Origin of the sequence: Nonomuraea basaltis (assembly GCF_005893125.1) — a bacterium.
GTDB lineage: Bacteria > Actinomycetota > Actinomycetes > Streptosporangiales > Streptosporangiaceae > Nonomuraea > Nonomuraea basaltis.
Map to the genome: position 1 here is coordinate 55058 of NZ_VCJS01000037.1, position 26047 is coordinate 81104.

Sequence of the window (26047 nt, forward strand, 5' to 3'; positions counted from 1 at the left end):
GGGCACAGTCAGGACGTCACCGCGCACTGGCCGCGGTCGGCCTTGTGCGGTCCGTCGGCCGTCGGGCAGATGTCGAAGTCGAAGATCGCGGTCGGCAGGTAGAGCGTGCTGCACGCGTTGGGGATGTCCACCACGCCGCTGAGCCGGCCCTCGATCGGCGCCGAGCCGAGCAGGAGGTAGGCCTGCTCGCCGCTGTATCCGAAGGTCTTGAGGTACTCGACGGCGTTCAGGCAGGCGTTGCGGTACGCCATGGTGGCGTCGAGGTAGTAGTTGGTGTCGGTGGAGTGGTCCACTGAGATGCCGACGAACGAGAGGAACTCGCTGTAGCGGGGCTCGACGTTGCCGGGCATGAAGATCGGGTTCGTGGTCACGCCGTACTTCTCCATGCCGCCCTTGATCAGATCGACGTGGAGGTCCAGGAACCCGCCCATCTCGATGGCGCCGCAGAAGGTGATCTCCCCGTCGCCCTGGCTGAAGTGCAGGTCACCGGCGGAAAGCAGGCCGCCGGGGACGTGCACGGGGTAGAAGACCCGGGAGCCGCGGGTGAAGTTCTTGATGTCGTGGTTGCCGCCGTTCTCCCGGGCCGGCACCGTGCGGGCGCCCTCCCGGGCGATCCTGGCCGCGTCCTCCCCGGTGAGCGGGCCGGCCAGCGAGTTGTCCGCCAGCGGCGGCAGCGCCAGCGCCGGCACCCGGTAGGGATCGGTGTCGATGAGGGCCTGTTCCCTGATGTTCCATCGGGCCAGCAGTTCGGCGGACGGGGCGGTGCCCATGAGCCCAGGATGGGTGATCCCGGTGTACCGGACCCCCGGGATGTGCCGCGAGGTGGCCATCTGTCCGTGGAAATCCCAGATGGCCTTGTACGAGTCCGGGAAGTGGTCGGTGAGGAACCCGCCACCGTTGTCGCGGGCGAAGACACCGGTGTAGCCCCAGCCCGAGCCCGACCCGTCGCTCGTCGGCTGCGGGATCGGACCCAGATCGAGGATGTCCACGATGAGCAGGTCTCCCGGCTCCGCCCCCTCCACCGCGATCGGGCCGCTCAGCATGTGCGCGTGCGTGAGGTCGACGTCGCGGACGTCATTGGCCGAGTCGTTGTTTCCGATCTGGTTGTCGGTCCAGTCCCGGCACTCGAGCCGGAACTCCGATCCCGGCGACACGGTGGCGGCCGGCGGAATGTCCGGGTGCCAGCGGTTGTGGCCAGGGATCTTCTGATCGCGCATGGACAGGGTCTGGTCGACGCTGAAGATGACTTCCGGCATGTGCTGCCTCCAAACTGGTTCGCCGATCAAGGCTTCGGCAGAAGGGCGTGTCGGGGGTCTGTGGACCGTGCGGGTCCTCGGCGGGATGGGGGAACGTCGCTGACGACGCGCGGCTCGTGCGCACTCGCCTCCTGGGCATGCAGGGCCCGTGCCAGCGTGGCGGGTGTGCGGGCCAGCATCGGGGAGGTGAAGACCCGCCGAGACTGGTGGCCGCACGCCTCGCACGGCTCCTCAGGCCGGGCCTCCCCAAGCGGACGCATCACGTCGAAGGACCCGCATCCCGTACACCGGTACTGGTATGTCGCCATGGATAACCTCCAAAAGCTTGGATTTGGAAGTATTTTTGGAGAAAGTAAATTCAGGGAACGCTGGATGTTACGTACGTGTAAACCATGTGGGCCGGGTCCTCAGGTGGCGCTACGCCAGGGCCGCGTCATGGGAGCAGCAGCCCCGGAGGGAGGTACGCCGCCGCCCCTTGGCCCCGCAAGCGCGGTTCCCCTAGGGGAGCTGCTGGAGCACGTCCCACTGCAGGCCGTCGGCGGCCGCGAGGAACACGCGCTGGTTCAGATGGCGGTCCCGTACCTGGACTGTGCCGCGCGGGCTCTCGTACTCCAGTCCCTCGGCCATCGCCTGGATCCGCTCCACGTCGACCGCGCCCGCCCGGCGCAGCAGTTCCGTGAGCATGCGCACGCCTTCGTAGCAGGACTCGCCAAGGCTGTTGAGCACCGGCGCCTGCAGTCCGAACCTGCGGCCGTAGGCGGCGGCGAAGTCCAGCCCGGACGCGGTCGGCAGGTCCTCGAAGTACCCGGCGGCGGTCATCAGGCCCCGCGTGTTCTCCGGCCCCGTGGCGAGGAGAACGTTCTCTTCTATCAGCGAACTGAACCGGATGCGGTCCCGGTCCAGCCCCAGGCGGCTGAACGCGCGGTTGAAGGCGACGGCGTCGTTGCCGATCAGGAGCATGAGGACGGCTTCGCAGTCACTGACCGCGACGCGGCGCAGCGTCTTCTTGAAGTCCTCGGTGCCCAGCGGCACGTAGATCTCGTCGCATACGACGCCGCCCAGTTCGGCCAGGTAGCGGCGGGCCGCGCGGGCCGAGGACCGCGGCCAGACGTAGTCGTCGCCCACGATCGTCCATCGCCGGATTCCGAGCTCGCTCGCGTACCATTCCAGCGTCGGCCGCAGCTGGCGGTTCGGCGTCTCCCCGGTGAGGAACACTCCGGGGGACCGCTCGCCGCCTTCGTAGAGCGCCGTGTAGACGTACGGCACCCGCCCGCCGATGCGCGGAGCGACGACCTCACGTACCGCGGAGATGTGCCAACCGGCCACGGCGTCGATGAGGCCCGCGCAGATCAGCGCGTCGATCTCGCTCGCCACCTGCTCGGGCGGCGCCCCGCCGTCGACGAGCACCAGCCGCAGTTCCTTGCCCAGCACCCCTGACTCGGCGTTGACCTCTTCGGCCGCCAGCTGCGCACAGCATTCGCAGGACGGCCCGAAAATCCCGGCCGGCCCCTGGAGGGGTATCACGAGGGCGACGTCCAGCGTGTCACGGCTCCTGGGGCCTGTCAGGGATCCAGGCCACAGGCGCGCCTTCTCGATCATAGCGGTACGTTACCGATTGCTTATTACCGGAATATTTCACAGCGATAAGGAATGGTACCGTAGGAGGGGTGACCACCCCGACGATCTCTTGGCAGGGAAATTGACGACCGCAGCGTCCGTACACCGCGACCTCGACGTCGCACGGCTCCTCACGCTCGTCGAGCGGAGCGTCGTGCAGAGACTCGGTGCGGCGTTGAAGGAAGACAACGCCTCGATCGAGGAATGGCGCGTGCTGTCACTCCTGGGTGATGGCAACGGTCACGCCATGATCGAGATAGCCGAATTCGCGATGCTGCCGCCTCCGACCCTCACCAAGATCATCGATCGCATGGTGTCGTTGACCCTCGTCCACCGGCGCGTGGACGAGGCGGACCGCCGGCGCGTGCTGGTGTTCGCGACGGACCGCGGACGCCAGGCACTCGAGAAGTGGACCGCCACGGTGGAACGCCAGTACAACGACATCGTCACCGCCATCGGCGGCGAGGAGCTCGCCCTGCTGAGAGTCCTGCTGACCCGCATGTCCGCGCGGCTGAGCCAATAGCTGCGAGCACCGGCGGAGCATTTGCCCGCTGGTCACGAAACGGTCAACTCGGCAGGACGGCCAGCTTGGACAATGCCTGATGCCGTGAAACATGTTCGACCGATGAGAGGCCGGCTCCGCAGCCGGGAAACACAAAACGAGAAACGAGAAGGGGGGCCGAGCGGTCGGCCCCCCTTCTCAGCGGCTCAGCGCCAGTAGACGACCACGAGGGTCGGGGGCTTGACGCCCTTCTCCTTGTTCTCCGACGCCGCGAAGGCTCGCCAGTTCGTGGCCTCCTTTTCGTTGGCGCCGCGCAGCTGGATGCCGTAGTGGGGAGAGCCCGACGCCCAGGCCTTGGCCATGTCGGTCACCCGCCAAGACAGGAAGCCGGGGCCCATGGCGCACGGCTCGGTCCACGTGCGGCCGCGTCCCACCTGGGTGGTGGACGAGCCCGCCTCGGTCGTGGTGGGCTTGTTGTCCCAGTTGAGGTCGTTCTCGTCCCAGCCGCTGGTGATCCGCTCGGCGGTGAGGCCGGAGCCCACCTTGATGCCGCAGGCGTTGGTCTCGACGTTCCACATGGCGAGGTGCGCGGAGATGACCTTGCTGCCCTTGAGCTTCGAGGTGTCGAACTTGACCAGGCTGCGCATGACGTCGCCGCCCTGGCCGTTCTCCCATGGCATGGTGCCCGCGATAATCATAGGGTCGCCCGGGTGCGAGGCCCAGGAGGTCGCCACGTCGGTGTCGGTCACCACCTGCGGCAGCGTGATCGTCGGGTCCACGGTCACCGGGTAGACCCGCTTGGGGTCGGAGAGGAAGGCGGCGTCCGGCTTGAGCACCAGCACCTTGGTGCCGTTCTGGGTCTCGACGGTGGTGTCGATCGGCTTGATCGCGTCACCGCGCGGCTTGCCGCGGCCACTCGCGTCCCACATGACGGGCTGTGCGGCGGAGGCGACGACCTGTCCCGCCGTGCTCGTCAGCAGCAGCCGTCCGTCCGACGACTCGGAGAGATCGACCCCCTGGGTCTGCACCGGAATGCGTAGCTCCAGGGGTTCGGATGGCTTCGCTCGCAGGACCACGTCGTGCCGGAAGCCCGTGGGCAGCACGGTGACGACGACGTCGGCCCCGGGGCCGGCGGCGTTCGCGAAGGTCGCGACGTTCTCCTTGACGGTCGGCTTGGGCAGCGCGGTCGGCCACGCGACCGAGAACACCCGCCCGTTGTCGTCGACGATCTTGGCCAGCGGCCCATCGCCACCGTCGGAGACCTCGACCTTGGCCCGGGAGGCCACCGGCTTGAGCACGGTCCCGTCGGAGACCAGGCTGGTGTCGATCGGCACCCACTTGTCACCCTGCTTGATGTGGGAGACGCCGGAGGTGATGGTGGCAGTGAGGCTGCCGTCGGGGTTGGCGACGGTGGCGCTGTTCTCGTCCGTCAGGCTCGGCACGTCCACGGCCTCACCACTCTTGGCCGCCTTGACGAGCGCGGCTTCCACGACGTCCGCGTTCGTGGAGACGGCGGCCGCCGACGTGGCCGCGGCGGCCTCGAACGTGCTCGCCCCGGTGAGGACGGTGACCGTGGCGAGACCCAGCGCCAGCTTCCCCGATAGAGAAATACGCAACTTTCCTCCGAACTGGTATAAATCGGACAGGCGAAATGCGATTGAGCGCGCTTGAGCGCGCGTTCCCTTTATGGAACCCCCGGGTGAACATCGACGGAGCGCACCAGGCGCCGATCGTTAGGCCGCTACGGAATTGCCTGTGAACATGACTCCCCGTTCTGCGATGCGGCCAAGATCGCAGGATCACAGAAATATCATGTGCCAAATCAGGGCGAGGTGGATCTTCACCTGAATATGACCTATCTCACAGCCATACTGGCGTTCAGTGAAATCTGCAGCATGTCCATTGATTATTAAACTTTCGGGGAAGGTATGTCGTCCTTCTCCAGTGCCACGGCACGCGCTGTGGGGAATTGCCGCCGCTAACGTACCCTGGTGCCCGCGATGTCTACATTGCCGTCTACGTCACCGAGGTGCGGCATCCATGAGTGACTTTGACGTGTTCCTCGCCGACTGCCCCGCCCGCACCACCCTCGACCTCGTCGCGGACACCTGGTCGGTCGTCGTGGTGTTCGGACTGGGAGGCGGCCCGCAGCGCTACAGCGAGCTCCGTGACCGGATCGGCGGAATCAGCAAGAAGATGCTCACCCAGACCCTGCGCAAGCTGGAACGCGGCAGTCTCGTGGAACGCCGGATCCTGGCCACCGCGCCCCCAGGCGTCGAGTACCGGCTCACCCGGCTCGGGGAGAGCCTGCTCGGGCCGGTGTCCGTGCTCGCCCGGTGGGCCGAGGAACACGCCGACGAGCTCGGCGGCGACGACACCTGATCCCGTGGGGAACCTGATGGTTCCCCACGGCTTTCTAACGTCGCCTCCATGAGAATCGGAATCTTCGGCGCCGGGACGATGGCCGACGCGCTCGGCACTCGATGGGCCGCCGCCGGCCACGAGCTGATGGTCACAGGAAGGACACCGGCCAAAGCTCAGGCTCTGGCCGGCAAGTGGGGCGGCCGCGCGGGCAGGGTCGAGGAGGTGGCGCAGTTCGCGGACGTCGCCGTGATCGCTCTCCGCTACCAGGGAATGGCGGCCATGCTGGACGAGATCGGCGACGCACTCCGCGACAAGCCGATCATCGACTGCAACAACCCGGTCGAGGTCGAGCACTTCACACTGGTCACGCGCCCCGGCCGGTCGATGGCGCAGGACATCGAACGGGCGACAGGCGGGCACGTCGTCAAGGCGTTCAACCTCTGCCACGCGCTTGTCTGGCAGCTGGAGCCGCCCGTGTTCGATGGGCGCCGGCTGGTCGTGCCGTACTGCGGCGACGACGCCGCCGCGCGGGAGGCGGCACGCCGGCTGATCACCGACATCGGCGGTGACCCCATGCCGGCCGGCGACCTTCGGCACGCCCACCACCTGGAAGCGATGGCCGCGCTCGTGATCTCGTTGCTGTACGGCGGGCGCGATCCGTACACGGTCTTCAATCTGGTCGACCGCGCCGCGGTTTCCGCGGGCGCGTAGCCGGCGCGGCCACTACGACTGCCGTTCGGGCCGGAACCGCCTGCACCTTGGGGCCGGTGACTTGTCCCGCAGGCTTCCGCGGAGAGTCCGCTCCAAGCACGAGCGACCAGGCACAAGCTCAAGCTCATCGTGCGATGCCCTCCCGCCTGTCCACCATCCGCGGAGGTTCTCTAGCGGAGCGAGATGTGCAGGACCTCGCCCACCTTCCGGTAGCCGACGCGGGCGTAGACGCGGGCGGCTCCGTCGTCGGCGGGGGTGAGGAACGGGGTCGTGATTCCGGCTTCCGCACCGGCCCGGGTCAGGAGCGCGGTGACCGCTCCGGCGATGCCGCGCCGCCGGTGTGAGGTCCGCACCGCGATCCCCGCGACCTCGGCGACTCCCCGATGCGGTCTGCCGATCTGCCCGGCGCCGACGACGTTCCCGGTCGTGGTGTCCGCGGCGGCGGCCACGAGCCCGCCGCCGTCCAGGACCCGCCGCAGTCGCGCGACGTCGTGCTCGGTGGCCTCCGGCACCTCGAACGCCTCGTTCATCACCCGCGCGACGGGCCAGAGATCGACGTCATCGGTCACGAGCGCGACCCGGACGGTGGTGTCCACCGGTGCGTCCACCACCTCGCCCGGCGGGCACACCAGCAGCGGGTAACGGCCTTCCGGGGTGAACCCGGCATCGAGCAGCGCGGCTTCCACCTTCGGCGCCGCCCGCGGCACGTACTCCAGCCTGGGTGTCCGGGCCCGCTCGCGAAACGCCGCGACCAGCATGGCGACCTCATCCGCCGTTGGCGCGACTCCGTCGTCAGGGATGGCGTAGTTGAACGGCAGCGCGTCGTCATGCTCATCGAACCGGATCACGAACGGCCCTGCCCGGTGCGCCCGGGTCCCGGCCACCGACCTGAGATAGGCATGAACGCCGACGTCCAGCAAACGAGGTCCCCTCCACAAACAATGATCAGCACACGTTAGGCCCGGCGAGTCCTCCAGGCAACCGTGAGGGTGGATCACTCAGGTCTGTACGGCTCGGCAGAAAGCTCCGGCCAGATCGGCCGCCAGCCGGTCGCGCTCCGCCGGAGCCGGGTGCTCATCCGTGGCCAGCACCACCGCGCTCCGCGCCAGCACCGGGCCGGTGAACAGGCTGAGCAGCGTCTTCTCCGGCAGCCGGCGCACCTGCCCGGCCTCGACATATGCCGCCAGCCAGCTCATCATCAAACCCACGAAACGGGGCGCGTAGCTGTCCCTGATGTGGACGGCCAGGGCCCCCCTCGGGCGGGAGGCGATCTCCGCGAACATCGCGGCCATGACCCGTCCCTCGCCGACCAGCGCGTCGAGCACCTGGCCGTACAGCAGGCGCGCGGCGGATTCGAGGTCGGCAGGCGGATCGGCGAGCACCGCCTCGACGCGAGGCATCGGGCTGTAACGGTCGAAGACCGCGGCCAGCAGACCGTCACGGCCACCGACCTGCCCCTGGATCGCCTGCACCGTGCAGCCCGCGTCGGACGCGACCATCTCCAGGGTGACCTCGCCGACCCCGTGCATTCCATAGAGCCGGGCCGCGGCCTCCACCGCGCGGTCCCTCGCCGAGCGACGGCCGGGATCCGCACCCAGCGCGGCCAGGGCCGTGTCGAGGACCCGCCGATGGCCGATGCGGCGGATGAGGTCGCGATCCGGCGAGCGTGCTCTCGCTCGGCGTCACCTCGCGGGCCCAGTTGCGCGACGTCCTCGAGCACGGCGGCTCATTGGTGTCGTGGCGCTGGTAGTAGGTGAAGGGCGCGCTGCGTGGTTGAATGCTTGCGTTCCGTGGGTGGTAAGGCGCGGGACACGTTCGTTTCGCCGTACCGACATCGTCAGGGCTGAGGGTGGCTCGCGGGGCGTCCGAACCAGCGACGCCCTTCGCGATGAGCAGGGAGCCTGACACATGACCGACATCGACCGGCGGGGATTCCTTCGTACCGGCCTGGCCGCCGCCACCCTCGGGGTGGCGGCGAGCGGGCCGCTGGCCGCGCTGTCCGCGCGTACCGCGGACGCATCGACGATGGTGAAGCGGGCTTTCAGCCCCGACTACGGGCCGCTGCACCCGGTGAAGGACCACACCACGGGTCTGGAGCTGCTCAAGCTGCCCCGCGGGTTCGAGTACCTGACGTCCGGCTGGACCGGCGACCCGATGAGCGACGGACGCCGCACCCCCGGCTCGCACGACGGCATGGCCGCGTTCACGCCCAGCGACGCGCTCAAGGACAGGACCGAGGCCGGCGGAAGCGGCGGCGCGGGCAAGGGGCACTGGACCGTGCTGGTACGCAACCATGAGGTCGGCAGTCTCAACGGTGCTTTCGTCACGCCGGCCTACAACCCGGCCGCCGGCGGCGGGACCACGTCGCTGATCTTCGACACGCGCCAGGGCAAGTTCCTGGAGAGCTGGGCCAGCCTCGGGGGCACCGTTCGCAACTGCGCCGGCGGGCCTACGCCGTGGGGCAGCTGGCTGTCGTGCGAGGAGACCACGCTGATCAACGGCTCCTACCGGCACGGCTACGTCTTCGAGGTGCCGCACGACGGGATCGGCGACGCCAAGCCGTACAAGGAGATGGGCCGCTTCTCGCACGAGGCCGTGGCGGTGGACCCGAAGACCGGCTGGGTGTACGAGACCGAGGACGCCACCCCGAGCGGCTTCTACCGCTTCCGCCCGAAGGTCAAGGGCGACCTGGGGCAGGGCGGCGTGCTGGAGATGATGACGATCGGCTCCTCGGCCTACACCACGTACAAGGACGGCACCGGCGTCGCCTACCCCGAGATCGGCTGGGTCGCCATCGACAACCCCGACCCCGGCGCCGATGAGAAGAGCGTCGTGCAGCAGGGCATCGCCAAGGGCGGCGCCTCGTTCGCCCGTCTTGAAGGCGCCTGGTACCACGACGGCAAGATCTACATCGTCAGCACGAGCGGCGGTCCCACCGGGCAGGGCCAGGTGTTCGAGTACGACCTCGCGAGCAGCACCATGCGGGTGCTGTTCGCCTCGCCGAACGCGGCCGTGCTGAACAACCCCGACAACATCTGCGTCAGCCCGCGCGGTGGCATCGTGCTGTGCGAGGACGGGTCCGGCGTGGAGTACCTGCACGGGCTCACCACCGACGGGGAGATCTTCCCGTTCGCGGAGAACTCGGTCGTCATCCCGGCCGGCGGGGTGCGCGGCAAGGCGGCGGCGCCCGGCAACTACACCGGCGCGGAGTGGTGCGGGTCGGTGTTCGACTCCAAGGACGGCGGCTGGCTGTTCGCCAACATCCAGTCGCCCGGCATCACCTTCGCCATCACCGGCCCCTGGCAGGACGGTTCCCTGTAACGGCAAGAGCCGCCATCAGACCCGGGACCTACCGGATGCGGGCTCGTCGGCCCGCATCCGGTGCCCATCCCCAACACTGGCCCTGCTCGGGCCGGTCGCTGTTGCGCCGCGCCGCGTCCTGCGACGTCGGGCGCGCAGCTTGACAGCCCAAAATGTCATCGCTCACGCTTGGCGGAACTTCGACCTTGCGCACGTAAACGGAGTCTGAATGTTAGCGCTCACATAGCCTGAGAGGGCTTTCGCTGTGAGCCGCTATGTCCTCCGGCGGCGGCACCCAGGTCCTGGCCGGGCGCGGCAGCGTTCACCGCCTAAGCAACTCATGTTGACTAGCTCGGGACTAGTCAACTAATGTTGCTTGCATGCCCGCGAGTGACGCCCCCGTCCCCCAGGACCCCGCCGACGCGCTGGCGGCCGTGGGAGCGCTGCGGCGCCTGGCCGACCAGCTGGAGGACGCCGCCGTCGAGCAGGCGATGCGCGCGGGCTGGAGCTGGCCGGAGGTCGCCGAGGCGCTCGGCGTGACCCGCCAAGCGGTCCACAGGAAGCACGCCAAGCGGCTCATCGCCGCAGGCGTCACGCTAAGGAGACGTTCCTCATGAACACGTTCGACACATACCTCCATACGATCCTCACGGAGGGAGGAACCGAGGCGCACAGGCACGGATCGGCCACTGTCGAGGCGCAGCACCTCCTGCTGGCCATCGCGGCCCAGGAGGGCACCGCGCCACAGCGCATCCTGGCCTCCGCCGGCCTCGACCACCAGGCGATCCGGGCCGCCCTCGACCGGGAGTTCGACCACAGCCTGAGCACGGTCGGAGTGACCCGCTCCTCCTTCGACCTCCCTCGGCCGAGCACCACGTCCAAGCGCCCGCCCACCATGGGTGCGACGGGCAAGCTCGCCCTTGAGCGTGGCTTCGCCTCGGTCTCCCGCAAGAAGGACCTCCGGCCATTGCACGTACTGCTCGGAATCCTGCAGGCCGAGGTCGGCACGGTGCCACGCGCCCTGGCCCTGGCCGGCGTCGACCGTACCGACCTGCTGACCCGCATCCACAACACCATCGCGAGCGACAACATCGAGTAACGAGTACGCCGGCCCCTCCATAGTCCGAGGTGCCGTTTCGCGCTTCACTCATGAGCACGTGAGACAGCCGGCACCGCCTGTGAGACGGTGCGCTTCATCGGCCACGCCCCGCTCGTGCCGGGCACGCCCACCACCCCCTTTCGACCTCCGGCCTTTTTCCATGCCCAAGGAGGCAAAATGTCCATGTTCCACGCCCGCGCGGGCCTGCTCGCCGTCGCCCTGACCGTGGCGGGGACCGCCATGACCACCCCCGCCGCCTCCGCGGCCGATCGCGGCCGAGGCCACGCCGAGATCCAGCGCGTGCTCGACCAGGCCGTGGCCGACGGCGGCGGCCCCGGCATCGTCGCCGAGCTCAGAGACGGTCGCACGACACCGTGGTTCGGCACGGCAGGGGTGGCCGACATGACGACCGGTCGCAAGCGTCGACCGGGTGAGCACTTCCGGATCGGAAGCTTCACCAAGGCGTTCACCGGCACGGTGGTCCTGCAGCTCGTGGCCGAAGGCAAGCTGACCCTGGACGACACGGTGGCGAAGTGGCTGCCCGGCATGGTGGAGGAGCATCTCGGCGCGGACGGCACCAAGATCGCCATCCGGCAGCTGCTCAACCACTACAGCGGACTGCCCGACGCCATCCCCGGCCAGGAGACCCCGCGCCCCGAAGAGCCTGGGCAGCGCTTCATCTACTCCAAGGTCAACTACAACCTCGCGGGAATGATCGTCGAGCGTGCGACAGGCGCGACCCTCGCGGACGAGATCGAGCGCCGCATCGCCCGCCCGCTGCGCCTGACCGGAACGTACCTTCCGACCACTGAGAAGACGATCCGCGGACGGCACGCGCGACACTACTCCAAGCTGGGAGAGACCGGTCCCGACGCGAAGATCCACGACGTGACCGAGATGGACGTGGCGTGGGCCTGGGCCGCCGGCGGCATGATCTCCACGACCGCAGACCTGCATCGGTTCCTTGGCGCGCTGCTGCGCGGCCGTCTCCTCCCGCCCGCCCAGCAGAAGGAGATGTTCACCACCGTCTCGACGGAGGGCTCGGACTGGGTCCCGGACACCAGGTACGGCCTCGGCGTCTACTCCCAGAGGCTGCCGTGCGGGGTCACGGTCTGGGGCGGCGGCGGCTACATCCAGGGCTCGATGTCGTACGCGATGGGCAACCGCCAGGGCACCCACACACTGGTGAGCAACCTGAACGGCGACTGGAACGACTTCCCGAAGACCTTCACCAACCTCTTCGAGCCGAGCTTCTGCCCGGCGACCTCCCGAAACCCGGCCTCGTAGCCTCAGTCCTCCTCGGTGAGGACCTGGCGTAGCGTCACGGCGAAGGCGTCCGGATCGCCCTTCATGCCGAATTCGCCGCCGAGGAAGCCGCCATGGTGGCTGGGAAAGGTCACGGCCTTGGTGCCGAGCCGTTCGGCGACCGCCACCCCCGCGCGGTGGGCCATTTCGCCCTCCGATTCGGCTCCCACGCCGATGACGATGCGCGTCGATGCCGCGCGCAACGCGTCGAAGTCGTGCTCGTGGTGCGTACACGTCATGATGTTCTGCCCGAACAGCGGGTCGTCACGGGAGCCGTCGTCCTCCGTCGGCATCCCGAGCTCGGCCGGATTCTGCACGGGCAGATCGGCGAAATCGTCCGGGATCGCGCCCCGCAGGCTCGTGACCGCGATGAATTTCGCCATCGCCGGGCCGAAGCCGTCGCGCTCGTAGGTGCGGCGGATGTCCACCACCGCCGCCAGCGCCTGCTCGCGGTCGGGAAGGGCCTGGGCCGCCGGCGGCTCGTGCGCCACGAGCGTACGCACCTGCTCCGGGTGCCGGGCCACCAGCACCAGCCCGTTGACGGCGCCGCCGCTGCTGGCGAAGACGTCCACCGGTCCACCGCCGAGCACGGAGATCAGCCGGTGGAGGTCGTCCGCGTGCTGCTCCGGTGTGGACTCGCCGGTGCCGCCGGTGCGCTCGCTCCGCCCGACCCCGCGCGGGTCGTAGGTCACCAGGGTCCGATCCCGGAAATGCCCGGCCAGGCTGGCGAACCCGCTGGCGTCCATCGGCGATCCGATCATCAGCAGGATCGGTGCGGTGCTCGCCTCGGCCTCTCGTACGTCGTAGCGCAGGACGGCGCCGGGAACATCGAGGGTGTGGGTCTTGGGCTCGGTCATCTGTCGCTCCTTCTCGTCGCTCGTCATACTGACCGATGGGAGCGACGAAACTCATCGGCCGCGGCTCTGCGCTTTCGGCACGCCGACCCCTTGATCCCCCGCCGCGGGAGTATGACCATGGTCAACGGAATCCGAGGACGGGAGACGTGCGGCGTGAGCGACCACCGCGGCGACGCTCGCAAGATCGAGCGCCCGAGCACCCAGGACACCTGCCCGGTCAGCCGGGCCGCCGACGGCACGTGGCAGGTCCGCGGCTACGCGCAGGCCCGTGCCGTGCTGCGCAGCGACGTCACCGTCCAGGCCGGGCTGGGCATCGAGACGGTGGAGAAGCTGCCCGCCAGAGTCCGGCGTCCCGTCCTCTACCGGGACGGGCCCGAGCATCGCGAGGACCGGCGGCAGACGGCGAAGTTCTTCACGCCCCGCCGCGTGGACGAGCGGTATCGCGGCCTGATGGGCGAGGTCGCCGACCGCCAGCTGGCGAAGTTGCGTGTGGCGGGCGAGGCGCAGCTGTCCGAGCTGAGCTTCGCCATGGCGATCGAGGTGGCGAGCGCGGTCATCGGTCTCACCTCCAGCAGGCCGGGCATCCGCCTCAGGCTGGAGCGCTTCTTTCCGGAGAAGTTCGGCAAGCCGGGACTGACCAGCGCGAGCGGGATCTACTGGCTCGTCAGACAGAACGTCAACTGGCTGCGCGTCTACCTGGCCGACGTGCGCCCGGCGATCCGCGACCACCGCCGCGACCCGCGCGACGACCTCATCTCGCACCTGATCTCCGAGGGCTGCACGGCCGCCGAGATCCTCGGCGAGTGCCTGACCTTCGCCGCGGCCGGCATGGTCACCACGCGTGAGTTCATGTGCGTCGCGGCCTGGCACCTGTTCACCGATGACGCGCTGCTGGAGCGCTACCGCGCGGCGGATGAGCCCGGGCGGCTGGCCGTCCTGCACGAGATCTTACGGCTCGAACCCGTGGTGGCCCGGCTGCGCCGCCGCACCACGGCGGCGCTCGACCTGCCCGGTGCCGAGGAGCCGGTCACGGTGCCGCCGGGGGCGCTGGTCGACGTGCTCGTCGACGCGGCCAACACCGATCCTCGCGCGGTGGGCGCCGAGCCGCTGTCGGTGTGCCCCGGCCGCGCCATCGACGGGGGCGCCACGAGCGCCGCCGCGCTGTCCTTCGGCGACGGCCCGCATCGGTGCCCCGGAGCGGGGATCGCGATCCTGGAGACCGACGTCTTCCTCAGTCGCCTCTTCGCCATGGAGGGTGTACGGATGGCGGCTGCGCCCCGCGTGAGCTTCAACAACGACATCGGCGGCTACGAGATCCGCGGGCTGCGGATCAGCCTGGCGTGACGGGCGAGAAGGCCCGGACCACACAGGACCGCCGTCCTCCAGAAGCCCATCCTGCAGCACTTCTTCAATCGACGCTCGCATCCTCAGGCGTCCTACGTGCCAGCGTCGCAAGCAGATCGAGCGCTGTGGCCAGCTCCTGGTGGCTGGGTGAGGAGATCGCCAGCCGAACCGCGTTGGGGGCTCGACCTGATCCGATGGCGAACGCCGCGGCGGGAGTCACCGCGATCCCACGTCGCGCAGCCGCAGCCACGAACGTCTCGGCCCGCCACGGTTCGGGCAGTTCCCACCAGCAGTGATAGGCGCGTGGGTCAGCCTGTACGGTGAAGCCGCCGAGCCGCTCCCGGACAAGAACCTGCCGATCCGCCGCATCCTGGCGTTTGGCATTCTCGATGTGTTCCGCCGTGCCATCGGTCATCCAGCGAGTCCCCACCTCCAGGGCGAAGCGAGAGCACGTCCAGGCACCCGATCTGATCGCCGTGGAGAGCCGTTCGAGAAGGACCGGCGGCACGACGGCGAATCCCAGCGTCAGCCCCGGCGTGAGGCGCTTGGAGAGACTGTCCACCACGATCGTGTTCGCCGGATGGTGCGCCGCGAGCGGTGCGGGGTCGTCACGCAGAAAGGCGTACACGGTGTCCTCTATCGCGGGCAGGTCAAGTTGCTGGAGGACGGATGCCAGGTCGGCGCGGCGCTCAGCGGACATGGTGGTGCCGAGCGGATTGTGCAATGTCGGTTGCAGATAGAGGGCGGAGAGTGGCGAAGCTCGGTGCATTTTCCGCAACGCGGAGGGGATCAGTCCTTCGGCGTCCATCGGAAGGGGGACGAGGGTGATGCCCAACCGCGCGGCTATGCCCTTCACGACCGGGTAGGTCAGCGTCTCCACACCAAGCCGGTGCCCCACAGGAACGAGAGCGGAGACCGCGGCAGCGATCGCCTGCCTGCCGTTGCCGGTGAACAGGACCTGTGACGGCTGCGGCGCCCATCCGGGACGGGTCAGCAGCGCGGCCGCGGCCCGGCGAGCCGGCGTCGTACCTGACGCGCCCACAACGGCCCCCAGGGCGTTCGCGGGCAGGTCGTTGAAGGCGCGAGCGAGCATAGTCGACTGTCCGGGCAATGTGGGGAAGTTCAGTTCGAGATCGACCCACGCGGTGGCAGGTTCCGCCAGTGCGGGTTCCGGAGGTGTCCGGCCGGCACGGACAAACGTCCCTCGGCCCACTTCGCCGACGACGAGGCCGCGCCGGATGAGTTCCTGGTAGACCCGAGCCGCAGTGGATGTCGCGATGCGATGGCGGCGGGCGAAGTTGCGCTGAGGCAGGAGTCGGTCGCCCTCGAGCAGCTTGCCGGCACGGATGTCGGCCTCGACGGCATCGGCCAGACGTTGGTAATCGTCCATGGCACCCAGCCTATATTGCACCGAGAACATTGTCCGCTATTGTACTGATCTGTTTGGTCTCATAGCCTGGAGGCATACCAGGATTGCTCCGAGCAATCCTTTCGGCCCCAGGAGACCATGATGAGCACCTTCCTCTCCAACGGGATCGCGGTGGAGTTCGATGATGTGGGTAGCGGTGACGCTCTCGTTCTCGTCCACGGCCATCCGTTCAATCGATCGATGTGGCGTCCTCAGGTTGAGCGCTTCAGCGCATCCGGCTGGCGGATCATAGCTCCGGATCTCCGTGGCTACGGCGGCAGCACCGTGGTGTCCGGCAAGGTCACGCTGGATGTTTTCGCCCGCGACGTGGCCGCACTGCTTGATCATCTCGGAGTGGACGAGTTGGTCATGGTCGGCTTGTCCATGGGCGGGCAGATCGCCATGGAATTCTTCCGGCTTTTCCCCGATCGCATCCGCGGTCTGGTGCTCGCCGACACCTCTCCGCGGGCGGACAGCGTCGAAGGCAAACGACTTCGTCTCGACACGGCCGAGCGGGTCGTTCGCGAAGGCATGGCCGGCTATGCGCAAGAAACCTTGCCGCGGATGGTCGCGCCCTACAACATCGCTCAAAGGCCTGATGTCGCGCGGCACGTTCTGGAGATGATGAACACGACTTCGGCCGAGGGAGCGGCCGCCGCGCTACGCGGCCGTGCCGAGCGCCCCGACTACGCCGATGTCCTCCGGGGCGTCGCCGTACCGACCTTGGTAGTGGTGGGGCGTGACGACGATTTCACGCCGGTCGCCGAGGCTGAATTCACGCAGACTCTGATCCCGAACGCCACGCTCACCGTGATAGAAAACGCTGGGCACATGCCGAACCTGGAACGTCAGACCGAATTCAACGAGGCGCTCGAACGGTTCCTTGGCACCGTTCCGTCTCATTCCTCGAGTCAGCGGTGACGGAGATGAAAACCGTCTTCGTGACCGGCGCCAGCAGTGGCTTCGGCGCCGAGATGGCCCGTGGCTTCGTCCGTCAAGGTCACCGAGTGATCGCCGCCGCCCGCAGAGAGAGCAAGCTGGCCGAACTCGCGGAGCAGCTGGGGCCGAATCTCTATCCGCTCCAGCTCGACGTACGCGACCGGATCGCCGTCGATCGAGCTGTCGCGGCCCTGCCTGCGGAATTGGCCGGCATCGACGTCCTGGTGAACAACGCCGGCCTGGCGAAGGGCATGGGCCCGGCCCACCGGGCGGACCTCGATGACTGGGAGCTCATGGTCGACACCAACTGCAACGGCCTCGTCTACTGCACCAGGGCGATCGTGCCCGGCATGGTAGCCCGCTCGCGGGGCCATGTGATCAATATCGGATCGATCGCCGGCACCTATCCATATCCTGGTGGGAACGTCTATGGCGCCACCAAGGCATTCGTCCGGCAGTTCAGCCTCAATCTGCGCAGTGACCTGCACGGCACCGGAGTGCGAGTAACCTGCATCGAGCCTGGCATGGCCGGCGAAACAGAATTCTCGCTGGTCCGGTTCGGCGGCGACGCGCAAAAGGTGAATGCCGTCTATGCCGATTCGCAGCCATTGACTCCGGCGGACATCGCCGATTCGGTGCGCTGGGCGGCATCTCTCCCGCCTCATGTGAACATCAATGTCATCGAGCTCATGCCCACCGGCCAGAGTTTCGCGCCCCTACAGGTCTTCCGAGAGGTCACCACGGAACCGCTGCTCCGGGCCTATCCAGGTAATGGCAGTGCCTCCCACCACGGGCCGGCGCCGACATAGAGTCTGGGTCGTGGACACCCGGGATGAGATTCGTGACTTCCTGACCTCCCGGCGGGCGAAGATCCCGCCCGAGCGAGCGGGGTTCGCCGGGCACGGCGGCAACCGGCGGGTCGCGGGCCTGCGCCGCGAGGAGGTCGCGCTTCTGGCCGGGATCAGCGTGGAGTATTACATCCGGCTGGAGCGGGGCAACGCCCGCGGCGTCTCCGACGGTGTGCTGGAATCGCTGGCCCGGGCGTTGCAACTGGTCGAGGCCGAACGCGGGTACCTGTTCGACCTGGTGCACGCGGCGAACGCCGACCCCCGAGCGCTCTCGCGGCGGGCGGATCAGCCGCTGCGTCCGAGTGTGCGGCGGCTGCTGGACGCGATGGTCACGGCACCGGCATACGTGTGGAACGGGCGGCTGGACGTGCTGGCCGCCAACCAGCTGGGCCGGGCGCTGTTCGCGCCGATGCTCGCCGGCTCGGTGCGACCGGCCAACCAGGCCCGGTTCATCTTCCTCGACCCACAGGCGCCGCAGTTCTTCGTCGAGTGGGAGCAGCTGGCGCATGACGCCGTCGCGATGCTGCGGACCGAGGCCGGCCGCCACCCGCACGACGAGCGACTGGCGGAGCTGATCCAGGGTCTGTCCACACGGAGCGAGACGTTCCGGACCATGTGGGCCGCGCACGACGTCCGGTGCCGCCGTACCGGGGTGAAGCGGTTCCACCATCCCGTCGTGGGGCCGCTCACGGTGACGTTCGAGTCGATGGGTCTGGTCACCGACACCGACCTGAGGATCACCGCCGGCACCGCCGAACCGGGCTCCTCGTCGGAGCATGCACTCAACCTGCTGGCCAGCTGGACAGCCACCTCCCACGACGAGGTCGACGGCGTCCGCACGGGCGACCGTTCCTGAGCGGCCGAGGTGCACCGCGTGCTCACCGAGAAGGTCTTCCTCACCCAGGCGGACGTCACCACCGTGGCGGCTTGGGCCGGAGCGGCGGGCCAGGAGCGCTGAGCCGGCGGACCCGTCGAACTGCTGGGCCGTTGTCGTGGCCTCGTGGGATCTCCCATACCGACCAGGGTGGCCGGTGGCCGTCAACGACGGCTCCGGTCCGCCCTGTCCCCATGGCGACCTGACGGCCCCATCACGGGCGGAGGATCTCCAGTGCCCGCTCAGCGTGCGCGTTCATGTCCGTCTCGCTGCGGATCACTCCGAGGATCCTGCGGTCGGTGCCGATCACGAAGGTCATCCGTCGGGTCCGCAGCGGTCCGATCGGCAGGTGCCTGCGCACCCCGAGGCGATCGGCTATCTCCCCGGCCGGGTCGGACAGCAGGGGATAGTCGAATCCGTGCAGGTCCGAGAACTGTCGCTGCTTGGCCACCTCGTCCTCGCTGATCCCGATCCGGTGCGCGCCCAGCTTCGTGAACTCGGCGGCCAGGTCGCGGAAATGGCATGACTCCTTGGTGCAGCCGCGCGTCATCGCGCGCGGGTAGAAGAAGAGCACGACCGGGCCCGTGGCCACGAACTCCGACAGGCTCCGCCTGATCCCGTGCTGGTCGGGCAGCTCGAAGTCCTCGACCAGATCACCCTCGTTCATTCCCGCCTCCCGCGCGCAGTCCGCGTGCGCCACGGTAGCCCACGTAAATGCCGAGGCCCGCTACGGCCGGCCCGATGGCCGCCCAACCGGCGCGCCCGCGAGACCGCGCATCACCAGAGAACCGTCCACGAGCTTGGCGGCGGCCGGGAAAGCGGCGCAGTGGCCCGCCGCGGCACGAACCACTGGACGCAGGTCTTCGCCGCCAAGTGGTCCTGCCCGAGTGGAGGCACGCAGGCGGCCCACGCGCGGGCCGCGACGTTCGTGATGCCCAGCCCGTACGAGGGCACGTCACGCCACAACGGGACAAGCATGACTGACACGGCACTAAACTTGTACTATTCGTTCTCTTGAATCGTTCGCGTTTATGAAGGTAGGTTTGGCGCCATGACCGCATCCCAGACCCCGACCACCGCCGAGGAACTGCGCGGTGCCGGCCTGCGGGTGACGGCCGCCCGCGTCGCACTGCTCGAGACCGTCCGGGACGGTGATCACCTCGACGTCGAGGCGATCGCCTCCGGGGTGCGTGATCGTGTCGGCCATATCTCCCTTCAAGCCGTGTACGAAGCCCTCTACGCGCTAACCGCGGCGGGACTCGTACGCCGCCTCGAGCCGGCCGGCAGCCCGGCCCGGTTCGAGGGACGCGTCGGCGACAACCACCACCACATCGTGTGCCGGTCGTGCGGTGTCGTCGCTGACGTCGACTGCGCGGTCGGCCACGCGCCCTGCCTGACCGCGGCCGACGACCACGGCTTCTCGATCGTCGAGGCCGAGGTCATCTACTGGGGCCTGTGCGGCGACTGTTCCACCGCCCGCAGTTCCTGAGCACCGTTATCTCCAAAGTTCGGAAGGATTCCATGTCCGAGAACCATGATGCAATCGTCACTGACGCGAAGACGGAGAGCGGAGGTGGCTGCCCCGTCGCGCACGAGCGCGCACCTCACCCGACTCAGGGTGGCGGAAACCGCCAGTGGTGGCCGGAGCGGCTCAACCTGAAGATCCTCGCCAAGAACCCCGCCGTGGCCAACCCCCTCGGCGAGGAGTTCAACTACGCCGAGGCGTTCAAGAGCCTCGACCTCGCGGCCGTGAAGCGGGACATCGCGGAGGTGCTGACGACCTCGCAGGACTGGTGGCCGGCCGACTTCGGCCACTACGGCCCGTTCATGATCCGGATGGCCTGGCACAGCGCGGGCACCTACCGGATCAGCGACGGCCGCGGCGGCGCCGGGGCCGGCCAGCAGCGCTTCGCGCCTCTCAACAGCTGGCCGGACAACGGGAACCTCGACAAGGCCCGCCGCCTGCTGTGGCCGGTCAAGAAGAAGTACGGCCAGAAGATCTCGTGGGCCGACCTCATGATCCTCACCGGCAACGTCGCCCTGGAGTCGATGGGCTTCAAGACCTTCGGCTTCGCCGGCGGTCGTGCGGACGTCTGGGAGCCTGACGAGGACGTCTACTGGGGTCCCGAGACCACCTGGCTCGGCGACGAGCGCTACACCGGCGACCGGGAGCTCGAGAACCCCCTCGGCGCGGTCCAGATGGGCCTCATCTACGTCAACCCGGAGGGTCCGAACGGCAACCCGGACCCGCTCGCCGCGGCCCGCGACATCCGTGAGACGTTCCGCCGGATGGCGATGAACGACGAGGAGACCGCCGCCCTGATCGTGGGCGGTCACACCTTCGGCAAGACCCACGGCGCAGGCCCCTCCGAGCACGTCGGCCCCGACCCCGAGGCCGCCCCGATCGAGGCGCAGGGCCTTGGCTGGCAGAGCACCTTCGGCACCGGCAAGGGCGCCGACGCGATCACCAGCGGTCTCGAGGGCATCTGGACGAACACGCCGATCACGTGGGACAACAGCTTCCTCGAGATCCTTTACGGCTACGAGTGGGAGCTGTTCAAGAGCCCCGCCGGTGCGCACCAGTGGAGGCCGAAGGACGGCGCCGGGGCGGGCACCGTCCCCGACGCCCACGACCCGTCGAAGAGCCAGGCCCCGACGATGCTGACGACCGACCTCGCGCTCCGCATCGACCCGGTCTACGAGCAGATCACGCGACGCTGGCTCGAGAACCCCGACGAGCTCGCGGATGCCTTCGCCCGGGCGTGGTACAAACTCACCCACCGCGACATGGGCCCGATCGTGCGCTACCTCGGTCCGGAGGTGCCGGCCGAGGCGCTGCTGTGGCAGGACCCCCTCCCCGCGGTGACGCACGAGCTCATCGACGCTGAGGACATCGCCTCCCTCAAGGGGCAGATCCTCGCCTCGGGCCTGTCGGTGTCCCAGCTCGTCTCCACCGCGTGGGCGTCGGCCTCGTCCTTCCGCGGCAGCGACAAGCGCGGCGGCGCCAACGGTGCGCGCATCCGCCTCGAGCCGCAGAGCGGGTGGGAGGTCAACGACCCCGACCAGCTGGCGATGGTGCTGGGCACCCTGGAGGGCATCCAGAAGTCCTTCAACGGCGCCCAGACCAGCGGCAAGCAGGTCTCGCTCGCCGACGTGATCGTGCTCGCCGGCTGCGCGGCCGTCGAGCAGGCCGCCAAGAACGCCGGCTTCGACGTCCAGGTCCCCTTCACGCCGGGCCGCGTGGACGCGTCGCAGGAGCAGACCGACGTGGAGTCGTTCGCCGCGCTCGAGCCGACCGCTGACGGGTTCCGCAACTACCTCGGGAAGGGCAACCGGCTGCCGGCCGAATACCTGCTGCTCGACCGGGCGAACCTGCTGACCCTGAGCGCCCCCGAGATGACGGCCATCGTCGGTGGCCTCCGCGTCCTGGGTGCGAACTACCAGCAGTCGCCGCTCGGCGTCTTCACCACGGTCCCCGGGTCTCTGACCAACGACTTCTTCGTCAATCTGCTCGACCTGGGCACGACGTGGAAGGCGACGTCCGAGGACGCGAACACGTTCGAGGGTCGCGACGCGGCCACGGGCGAGGTCAAGTGGACCGGCAGCCGTGCCGACCTCGTCTTCGGCTCGAACTCCGAGCTGCGCGCGCTCGCGGAGGTCTACGCGAGCGATGACGCGAAGGAGAAGTTCGTGAACGACTTCGTCGCGGCGTGGGACAAGGTGATGAACCTCGACCGGTTCGACCTCGTCTGATCATGACGTCCAGGCCGGCCCACGCCGGCCGGCCTGGACGTCCCCAGCCCGAAGGACCTCACTCCGCTGTCCAGGGGTGGACAAGCACGGGTGCGGCGCCGATGCTGGTGGGGCCAGTACCGTCGTGATCAATGGCCCGACTGGGAGAGCGTATGAAGACCCGCATCTCGATCCGCCGTGCCGCCGCCTCTGCCGCCGGTCTGGCCGCCGCGCTGGCGTTGGGCACCGCTCCGGCGCATGCGGACGGCGGCCCGCCCCCGTCGACGGACGCGAACGTGATCCGCTCGCCGCAGGTAGTCATGGTGCTGGCCGACGGCGAGTCCGGCAGCAAGCGCCCGGTCTGAGGTCCCGCCGACGCGCTGGTCGGCGACGGGCCAGTGCGGGTGCCCGGCGTCCGCGTGCGCCTGGGCGGGAGTCAGACAGGGCAGTTCGACATCTTCTTGGTGATGACGACCTTGTCCGGGTTGGAGTTGCCGATCTTCTTCTTCCCGCTGGTCTTCGCGTTGACCGAGAAACACTTCCAGAAGAAGTTGTGGTTCGGCTTCACGAACTTCAGCTCGATCCACCGCTTCCGGCGGACGGGACGGTCAGCATCGCGAAGGCGGCGCCGACTCCGGCCACCGCGGGGACGAGCTTCGAGTACCCCATGATCCTCTTCCTGACTCGGTGAACGCCCCGGATCGGCTTCGCCTGCCGCCCCCGACGGGCAGCGACATCGGTACCGGGGCTCGCCCACCACGCTGACCGGCGGCACCGGCGGGCGGCAAGGATCAATTGTCCAGCGTGCGTCCAGCATTACCTCGGACGGCCGCTGGACACTTGAACGGCCGAGGTCAGGGGAGTCCGGCCGTGGCCGGAACCGCTTCATGTCTGGTCAGCTAACTCACTAGTACGTACATTAGAGAATCATGTCCCGCGTTCTGGTCCTCAACGGGCCCAACCTCAACCTGCTCGGCCGCCGGCACAGATCGTACGTGTCCGAGGTCGCCGACGTCGTGATCTGTGGTGCGGGAGCACACGGATGCGCGCCGGAGCTCATGCACCTGTCGCACCTGCTGGAGAGGAAGAACTGATGGCCTCGTTCCTGACCGGGTTGATCGGCTCGGGCATCGGCCCCTCGCTCAGCCCTCCGCTGCACGAGCGGGAGGCGGCTCATCACCGGCTGCACTACGTCTACCGGCTGCTCGACACCGACCGGCTCGGACTGGACGTGGGGGAGCTGGTGCGTACGGCCCGCCGGTTCGGGTACGACGGGCTCAACATCACCCATCCATGTAAGCAAAGCGTCATCCCGCACCTGGACGAGCTGTCGCCGGACGCTCGCATGCTGGGCGCGGTCAACACGGTGGTCTTCGACGGCGAGCGGGCCATCGGGCACAACACCGACTGGACGGGCTTCGCCGAGTCGTTCGCCCGCGGCCTGCCGGACGCACCCACCCGGCGGATCGTGCAGCTCGGGGCCGGGGGAGCGGGCGCGGCGGTCGCCCACGCGCTGCTCACCCTGGGCGCCGACCGGATCACCGTCGTCGACGCGGACCCGGCGCGCGCGAGCGCCTTGGCCGCCGAGCTGACCGGCCGCTTCGGCCCCGAGCGCGCGCGCCACGCGACCCCTGCCGAGCTACCCGAGTTGCTGGCCGAGGCCGACGGCCTGGCGCACGCGACCCCCACCGGGATGGCCCATCATCCAGGACTGCCGCTACCCGCCGGCCTGCTGCATCCGGGGCTGTGGGTGGCCGACATCGTCTACCGGCCGCTGGAGACAGAGCTGCTCAAGCAGGCGCGGGCGCTGGGCTGCCGGACGCTGGACGGCGGGGGCATGGTCGTCTTCCAGGCCGCGCACGCCTTCCGGCTGTTCACCGACCGCGAGCCCGACGCCGAGCGGATGCTCGCCCACTTGACCGACCTGATCGCCGTCTGAAGGAGGAATCGTGCGTAAGTCCATAGCCACCGTGTCCGTCAGCGGGACACTGACGGAGAAGCTGGAAGCCATCGCGGCCGCCGGGTTCGACGGCGTGGAGATCTTCGAGAACGATCTGCTGGCCTGTCCGCTGCCGCCGGAGCGGATCCGGGCGCTCGCCGCCGACCTGGGGCTGTCGATCGACATGTACCAGCCGTTCCGCGACTTCGAGGCGATGCCCACCCTGGACCTGCGCCGGGCGGAGCGCAAGTTCCGGCTGATGGAGCGGCTCGGTGCCGACCTGCTGCTGGTCTGCTCCAACGTCTCGCCGCAGGCGATCGATGACGACGAGCTCGCCGCCGAGCAACTCCGGCTGCTGGCCGAGCGGGCCGCCGACCACGGGATCCGCATCGCGTACGAGGCCCTGGCCTGGGGCCGGCACGTCAACGAGTATCTGCACGCCTGGCGGATCGTGCGCATGGCCGATCACCCCGATCTGGGCACGTGCCTGGACAGTTTCCACATCCTGTCGCGCGGCTCCGACCCGATCGGCATCGAGGCCATCCCGGGCGAGAAGATCTTCTTCCTGCAGCTCGCCGACGCGCCGCTGCTGGCCATGGACGTGCTGCAGTGGAGCCGCCACTACCGGTGCTTCCCCGGCCAGGGCAACTTCGACCTGGCCGGTCTGGTCGCCAGCGTGCTCGAGACCGGGTACGCGGGCCCGCTGTCGCTGGAGGTGTTCAACGACCATTTCCGCCAGGCCGACACCGGGCGTACGGCGCGCGACGGCATGCGCTCGCTCATCGCCCTAGAGGCTGACCTGCACGGCGTCGCGCACCCGGTCGTGCCAGCCGGGTTCGCCTTCGCCGAGTTGGCCGACACCGGCTCGCTCGGCGGGCTGCTGGGCGCGCTCGGCTTCGCGCGTACCGGAAGGCATGCCACGAAGCCGGTCGAGCTGTGGGCGCAGGGCGGGGCGCGGCTGCTGCTCAACGCCACCGGCGCCGATCCTGCGCTGATCGCCATCGGCCTGGACAGCCCCGATCCCGCGGGCGCGGCCAAGCACGCCGAGTCGCTGCTGTCGCCGGTGCTGCCGCGCGAGCGCGCGCCCAAGGAGGCGCGGCTGGAGGCGGTCGCCGCGCCGGACGGCACCGAGATCTTCTTCTGCGACGACGCCTGGCTCGGCGACTTCAGCCCGTCGGAGCCGGTAGCGGGCACGATCACCGGCATCGACCACGTGGCGCTCACCCAGCCGTGGCATCACTTCGACGAGGCGGCGCTGTTCTACCGCAGCGTGCTGGGGCTGCGGCCGCAGGAGAGCCTGGAGCTGCCGGACCCCTACGGCCTGCTGCGCAGCAAGGCCATGTCCACCCAGGACGGCCGGGTGCGCATGGTGCTCAACCTCGCCCAGGTCGGCGCGGCCGACATCCCCTGGCAGCACGTGGCGCTGGCCTGCGACGACGTCATCGGCATGGCCCGCAGGCTGCGCGCCGAGCGTCCTGAGTCGCTGCTGCCCATCCCGGACAACTACTACGACGACCTGGAGGCCCGCCACGAGGTCGATCCCGAGCTGCGCCATCTCGGCGTGCTCTACGACCGCGACGAGCACGGCGAGTTCCTCCACCTGTACACCGTCACCGTGGGCCGCGTCTTCTTCGAGATCGTCCAGCGGACGGGCGGCTATCAGGGCTACGGTGCCGTCAACGCCCCCATCCGGCTCGCCGCGCAGCACGCGGGAGGTCATCACTAGGATGAGCGAATGACCTCTCAGCCCGCCGCCGCCGAACGCCGGCGGGACGCCGAGCGCACCAAGGCGGAAATTCTGGAGGTCGCCCAGCAGGAGTTCGCCCGCCACGGCTACGCGGGGGCTCGGGTGGATGAGATCGCCGCCCGCATGCGCACCACCAAGCGCATGATCTATTACTACTACGGCAGCAAGGAGCGGCTCTACATCGCGGTCCTGGAGAAGGCCTACG

At 68.9% G+C, this 26047-nt stretch carries 28 protein-coding genes and 1 pseudogene; 18 read left to right on the forward strand and 11 right to left on the reverse strand.

The window, feature by feature from the left end:
• Positions 1-8: 8 nt before the first annotated feature.
• From fmdA to EJK15_RS19490, 3 genes are all read right to left on the reverse strand, one after another.
• Positions 9-1256: a formamidase gene (gene fmdA / locus EJK15_RS19480; RefSeq protein WP_138711868.1), complete on the reverse strand. Its 1248-nt coding sequence runs from the start codon at positions 1254-1256 to the stop codon at positions 9-11.
• Positions 1257-1282: 26 nt separating this feature from the next.
• On the reverse strand, positions 1283-1564 hold the full coding sequence (locus tag EJK15_RS77610) for an FmdB family zinc ribbon protein (RefSeq protein ID WP_138711869.1): 282 nt from the start codon (positions 1562-1564) through the stop codon (positions 1283-1285).
• 190 nt (positions 1565-1754) lie between these two features.
• Entirely contained in the window at positions 1755-2855 is a 1101-nt protein-coding gene (locus tag EJK15_RS19490) for a substrate-binding domain-containing protein (RefSeq protein WP_138711870.1), read from the reverse strand.
• Between the two features lie 100 nt (positions 2856-2955).
• Between EJK15_RS19490 and EJK15_RS19495 the strand changes: the two genes are divergently transcribed.
• On the forward strand, positions 2956-3396 hold the full coding sequence (locus EJK15_RS19495; RefSeq protein ID WP_138711871.1) for a MarR family winged helix-turn-helix transcriptional regulator: 441 nt from the start codon (positions 2956-2958) through the stop codon (positions 3394-3396).
• 185 nt (positions 3397-3581) lie between these two features.
• On the opposite strand, the gene EJK15_RS19500 is transcribed toward EJK15_RS19495, so the two are convergent.
• The gene (locus EJK15_RS19500; RefSeq protein ID WP_138711872.1) at positions 3582-4991 is read right to left on the reverse strand and encodes a DNRLRE domain-containing protein; all 1410 of its coding nucleotides are present in this window, start codon (positions 4989-4991) and stop codon (positions 3582-3584) included.
• A gap of 424 nt (positions 4992-5415) precedes the next feature.
• Here EJK15_RS19500 and EJK15_RS19505 point away from each other — a divergent pair, with 424 nt between their 5' ends.
• A complete protein-coding gene (locus EJK15_RS19505; RefSeq protein WP_138711873.1) occupies positions 5416-5757 on the forward strand; it encodes a winged helix-turn-helix transcriptional regulator in 342 nt (113 codons plus the stop codon).
• 42 nt (positions 5758-5799) lie between these two features.
• Positions 5800-6450: pseudogene (locus tag EJK15_RS19510) on the forward strand (NADPH-dependent F420 reductase); the annotation flags it as partial.
• 170 nt (positions 6451-6620) lie between these two features.
• Here the strand turns inward: EJK15_RS19510 and EJK15_RS19515 are convergent.
• Entirely contained in the window at positions 6621-7370 is a 750-nt protein-coding gene (locus tag EJK15_RS19515; protein WP_138711875.1) for a GNAT family N-acetyltransferase, read from the reverse strand.
• 78 nt (positions 7371-7448) lie between these two features.
• A complete protein-coding gene (locus EJK15_RS19520) occupies positions 7449-8006 on the reverse strand; it encodes a TetR/AcrR family transcriptional regulator (RefSeq protein ID WP_138711876.1) in 558 nt (185 codons plus the stop codon).
• Between the two features lie 352 nt (positions 8007-8358).
• On the opposite strand from EJK15_RS19520, the gene EJK15_RS19525 reads away from it, so the two are divergent.
• The 4 genes from EJK15_RS19525 to EJK15_RS19540 all read left to right on the forward strand — a co-directional run bounded on the left by EJK15_RS19525 (position 8359) and on the right by EJK15_RS19540 (position 12136).
• Complete coding sequence (locus EJK15_RS19525; RefSeq protein ID WP_138711877.1) at positions 8359-9771, forward strand: PhoX family protein; 1413 nt, start codon at positions 8359-8361, stop codon at positions 9769-9771.
• A 359-nt stretch (positions 9772-10130) separates the two neighbouring features.
• Positions 10131-10367 (forward strand): winged helix-turn-helix domain-containing protein, encoded by a 237-nt coding sequence (locus tag EJK15_RS19530; protein WP_138711878.1) that lies wholly within the window; start codon positions 10131-10133, stop codon positions 10365-10367.
• The gene (locus EJK15_RS19535) at positions 10364-10849 is read left to right on the forward strand and encodes a Clp protease N-terminal domain-containing protein (protein WP_138711879.1); all 486 of its coding nucleotides are present in this window, start codon (positions 10364-10366) and stop codon (positions 10847-10849) included. The genes EJK15_RS19530 and EJK15_RS19535 overlap by 4 nt, the downstream gene beginning before the upstream one ends.
• A 177-nt stretch (positions 10850-11026) precedes the next feature.
• The gene (locus EJK15_RS19540) at positions 11027-12136 is read left to right on the forward strand and encodes a serine hydrolase domain-containing protein (protein ID WP_206060969.1); all 1110 of its coding nucleotides are present in this window, start codon (positions 11027-11029) and stop codon (positions 12134-12136) included.
• 2 nt (positions 12137-12138) lie between these two features.
• On the opposite strand, the gene EJK15_RS19545 is transcribed toward EJK15_RS19540, so the two are convergent.
• Complete coding sequence (locus EJK15_RS19545) at positions 12139-13011, reverse strand: alpha/beta fold hydrolase (protein WP_138711880.1); 873 nt, start codon at positions 13009-13011, stop codon at positions 12139-12141.
• A gap of 117 nt (positions 13012-13128) precedes the next feature.
• On the opposite strand from EJK15_RS19545, the gene EJK15_RS19550 reads away from it, so the two are divergent.
• On the forward strand, positions 13129-14355 hold the full coding sequence (locus tag EJK15_RS19550; protein WP_138711881.1) for a cytochrome P450: 1227 nt from the start codon (positions 13129-13131) through the stop codon (positions 14353-14355).
• Between the two features lie 64 nt (positions 14356-14419).
• Here EJK15_RS19550 and EJK15_RS19555 read toward each other — a convergent pair whose 3' ends face one another.
• Positions 14420-15745: an aminotransferase-like domain-containing protein gene (locus EJK15_RS19555; protein WP_138711882.1), complete on the reverse strand. Its 1326-nt coding sequence runs from the start codon at positions 15743-15745 to the stop codon at positions 14420-14422.
• A gap of 117 nt (positions 15746-15862) precedes the next feature.
• Between EJK15_RS19555 and EJK15_RS19560 the strand changes: the two genes are divergently transcribed.
• Genes EJK15_RS19560 through EJK15_RS19570 form a run of 3 tightly spaced genes read left to right on the forward strand, consistent with a single transcriptional unit; the run spans position 15863 to position 18406 of the window.
• Positions 15863-16684 (forward strand): alpha/beta fold hydrolase, encoded by an 822-nt coding sequence (locus EJK15_RS19560; RefSeq protein WP_206060970.1) that lies wholly within the window; start codon positions 15863-15865, stop codon positions 16682-16684.
• Positions 16685-16689: 5 nt separating this feature from the next.
• Entirely contained in the window at positions 16690-17511 is an 822-nt protein-coding gene (locus EJK15_RS19565) for an SDR family oxidoreductase (protein ID WP_138711883.1), read from the forward strand.
• A 10-nt stretch (positions 17512-17521) separates the two neighbouring features.
• Entirely contained in the window at positions 17522-18406 is an 885-nt protein-coding gene (locus EJK15_RS19570) for a helix-turn-helix domain-containing protein (protein ID WP_138711884.1), read from the forward strand.
• A gap of 232 nt (positions 18407-18638) precedes the next feature.
• Here EJK15_RS19570 and EJK15_RS19580 read toward each other — a convergent pair whose 3' ends face one another.
• Together EJK15_RS19580 and EJK15_RS19585 are read right to left on the reverse strand one after the other, a co-directional pair.
• Positions 18639-19091, reverse strand: coding sequence for a peroxiredoxin (locus tag EJK15_RS19580; RefSeq protein ID WP_138711885.1), 453 nt, complete (start codon positions 19089-19091; stop codon positions 18639-18641).
• Between the two features lie 110 nt (positions 19092-19201).
• Positions 19202-19402 (reverse strand): hypothetical protein, encoded by a 201-nt coding sequence (locus tag EJK15_RS19585; RefSeq protein WP_138711886.1) that lies wholly within the window; start codon positions 19400-19402, stop codon positions 19202-19204.
• A 73-nt stretch (positions 19403-19475) separates the two neighbouring features.
• On the opposite strand from EJK15_RS19585, the gene EJK15_RS19590 reads away from it, so the two are divergent.
• From EJK15_RS19590 to EJK15_RS19600, 3 genes are all read left to right on the forward strand, one after another.
• A complete protein-coding gene (locus EJK15_RS19590; RefSeq protein WP_138711887.1) occupies positions 19476-19913 on the forward strand; it encodes a Fur family transcriptional regulator in 438 nt (145 codons plus the stop codon).
• 32 nt (positions 19914-19945) lie between these two features.
• Complete coding sequence (gene katG / locus EJK15_RS19595) at positions 19946-22177, forward strand: catalase/peroxidase HPI (protein ID WP_138711888.1); 2232 nt, start codon at positions 19946-19948, stop codon at positions 22175-22177.
• A gap of 152 nt (positions 22178-22329) precedes the next feature.
• On the forward strand, positions 22330-22521 hold the full coding sequence (locus EJK15_RS19600; protein WP_138711889.1) for a hypothetical protein: 192 nt from the start codon (positions 22330-22332) through the stop codon (positions 22519-22521).
• Between the two features lie 71 nt (positions 22522-22592).
• Here the strand turns inward: EJK15_RS19600 and EJK15_RS76335 are convergent, their stop codons facing one another.
• The gene (locus EJK15_RS76335) at positions 22593-22724 is read right to left on the reverse strand and encodes a hypothetical protein (RefSeq protein WP_276615408.1); all 132 of its coding nucleotides are present in this window, start codon (positions 22722-22724) and stop codon (positions 22593-22595) included.
• Between the two features lie 361 nt (positions 22725-23085).
• On the opposite strand from EJK15_RS76335, the gene EJK15_RS70705 reads away from it, so the two are divergent.
• The 4 genes from EJK15_RS70705 to EJK15_RS19615 form a co-directional block, all read left to right on the forward strand.
• Positions 23086-23250 (forward strand): type II 3-dehydroquinate dehydratase, encoded by a 165-nt coding sequence (locus EJK15_RS70705; protein WP_171074410.1) that lies wholly within the window; start codon positions 23086-23088, stop codon positions 23248-23250.
• The gene (locus EJK15_RS19605) at positions 23250-24095 is read left to right on the forward strand and encodes a shikimate dehydrogenase (protein ID WP_138711890.1); all 846 of its coding nucleotides are present in this window, start codon (positions 23250-23252) and stop codon (positions 24093-24095) included. Before EJK15_RS70705 ends, EJK15_RS19605 begins: the two co-directional genes overlap by 1 nt.
• A 10-nt stretch (positions 24096-24105) precedes the next feature.
• The gene (locus tag EJK15_RS19610; RefSeq protein ID WP_138711891.1) at positions 24106-25821 is read left to right on the forward strand and encodes a bifunctional sugar phosphate isomerase/epimerase/4-hydroxyphenylpyruvate dioxygenase family protein; all 1716 of its coding nucleotides are present in this window, start codon (positions 24106-24108) and stop codon (positions 25819-25821) included.
• A gap of 9 nt (positions 25822-25830) precedes the next feature.
• On the forward strand, positions 25831-26047 hold a 217-nt coding region (locus EJK15_RS19615), incomplete at its 3' end, for a helix-turn-helix domain-containing protein (RefSeq protein WP_138711892.1).

Coding starts and splice junctions, on each gene's coding strand:
- EJK15_RS19585 (WP_138711886.1), bottom strand. CDS start 19,402: ATGCTTGTCCCGTTGTGGCGTGACGTGCCCTCGTACGGGCTGGGCATC.
- EJK15_RS19555 (WP_138711882.1), bottom strand. CDS start 15,745: ATGGACGATTACCAACGTCTGGCCGATGCCGTCGAGGCCGACATCCGT.
- EJK15_RS19580 (WP_138711885.1), bottom strand. CDS start 19,091: ATGAACGAGGGTGATCTGGTCGAGGACTTCGAGCTGCCCGACCAGCAC.
- katG (WP_138711888.1), top strand. CDS start 19,946: ATGTCCGAGAACCATGATGCAATCGTCACTGACGCGAAGACGGAGAGC.
- EJK15_RS19490 (WP_138711870.1), bottom strand. CDS start 2,855: ATGATCGAGAAGGCGCGCCTGTGGCCTGGATCCCTGACAGGCCCCAGG.
- EJK15_RS19540 (WP_206060969.1), top strand. CDS start 11,027: ATGTCCATGTTCCACGCCCGCGCGGGCCTGCTCGCCGTCGCCCTGACC.
- EJK15_RS19535 (WP_138711879.1), top strand. CDS start 10,364: ATGAACACGTTCGACACATACCTCCATACGATCCTCACGGAGGGAGGA.
- EJK15_RS77610 (WP_138711869.1), bottom strand. CDS start 1,564: ATGGCGACATACCAGTACCGGTGTACGGGATGCGGGTCCTTCGACGTG.
- EJK15_RS19525 (WP_138711877.1), top strand. CDS start 8,359: ATGACCGACATCGACCGGCGGGGATTCCTTCGTACCGGCCTGGCCGCC.
- fmdA (WP_138711868.1), bottom strand. CDS start 1,256: ATGCCGGAAGTCATCTTCAGCGTCGACCAGACCCTGTCCATGCGCGAT.
- EJK15_RS19605 (WP_138711890.1), top strand. CDS start 23,250: ATGGCCTCGTTCCTGACCGGGTTGATCGGCTCGGGCATCGGCCCCTCG.
- EJK15_RS19600 (WP_138711889.1), top strand. CDS start 22,330: ATGAAGACCCGCATCTCGATCCGCCGTGCCGCCGCCTCTGCCGCCGGT.
- EJK15_RS19545 (WP_138711880.1), bottom strand. CDS start 13,011: ATGACCGAGCCCAAGACCCACACCCTCGATGTTCCCGGCGCCGTCCTG.
- EJK15_RS19590 (WP_138711887.1), top strand. CDS start 19,476: ATGACCGCATCCCAGACCCCGACCACCGCCGAGGAACTGCGCGGTGCC.
- EJK15_RS19560 (WP_206060970.1), top strand. CDS start 15,863: ATGATGAGCACCTTCCTCTCCAACGGGATCGCGGTGGAGTTCGATGAT.
- EJK15_RS19505 (WP_138711873.1), top strand. CDS start 5,416: ATGAGTGACTTTGACGTGTTCCTCGCCGACTGCCCCGCCCGCACCACC.
- EJK15_RS19565 (WP_138711883.1), top strand. CDS start 16,690: ATGAAAACCGTCTTCGTGACCGGCGCCAGCAGTGGCTTCGGCGCCGAG.
- EJK15_RS19550 (WP_138711881.1), top strand. CDS start 13,129: ATGGTCAACGGAATCCGAGGACGGGAGACGTGCGGCGTGAGCGACCAC.
- EJK15_RS70705 (WP_171074410.1), top strand. CDS start 23,086: ATGTCCCGCGTTCTGGTCCTCAACGGGCCCAACCTCAACCTGCTCGGC.
- EJK15_RS19530 (WP_138711878.1), top strand. CDS start 10,131: ATGCCCGCGAGTGACGCCCCCGTCCCCCAGGACCCCGCCGACGCGCTG.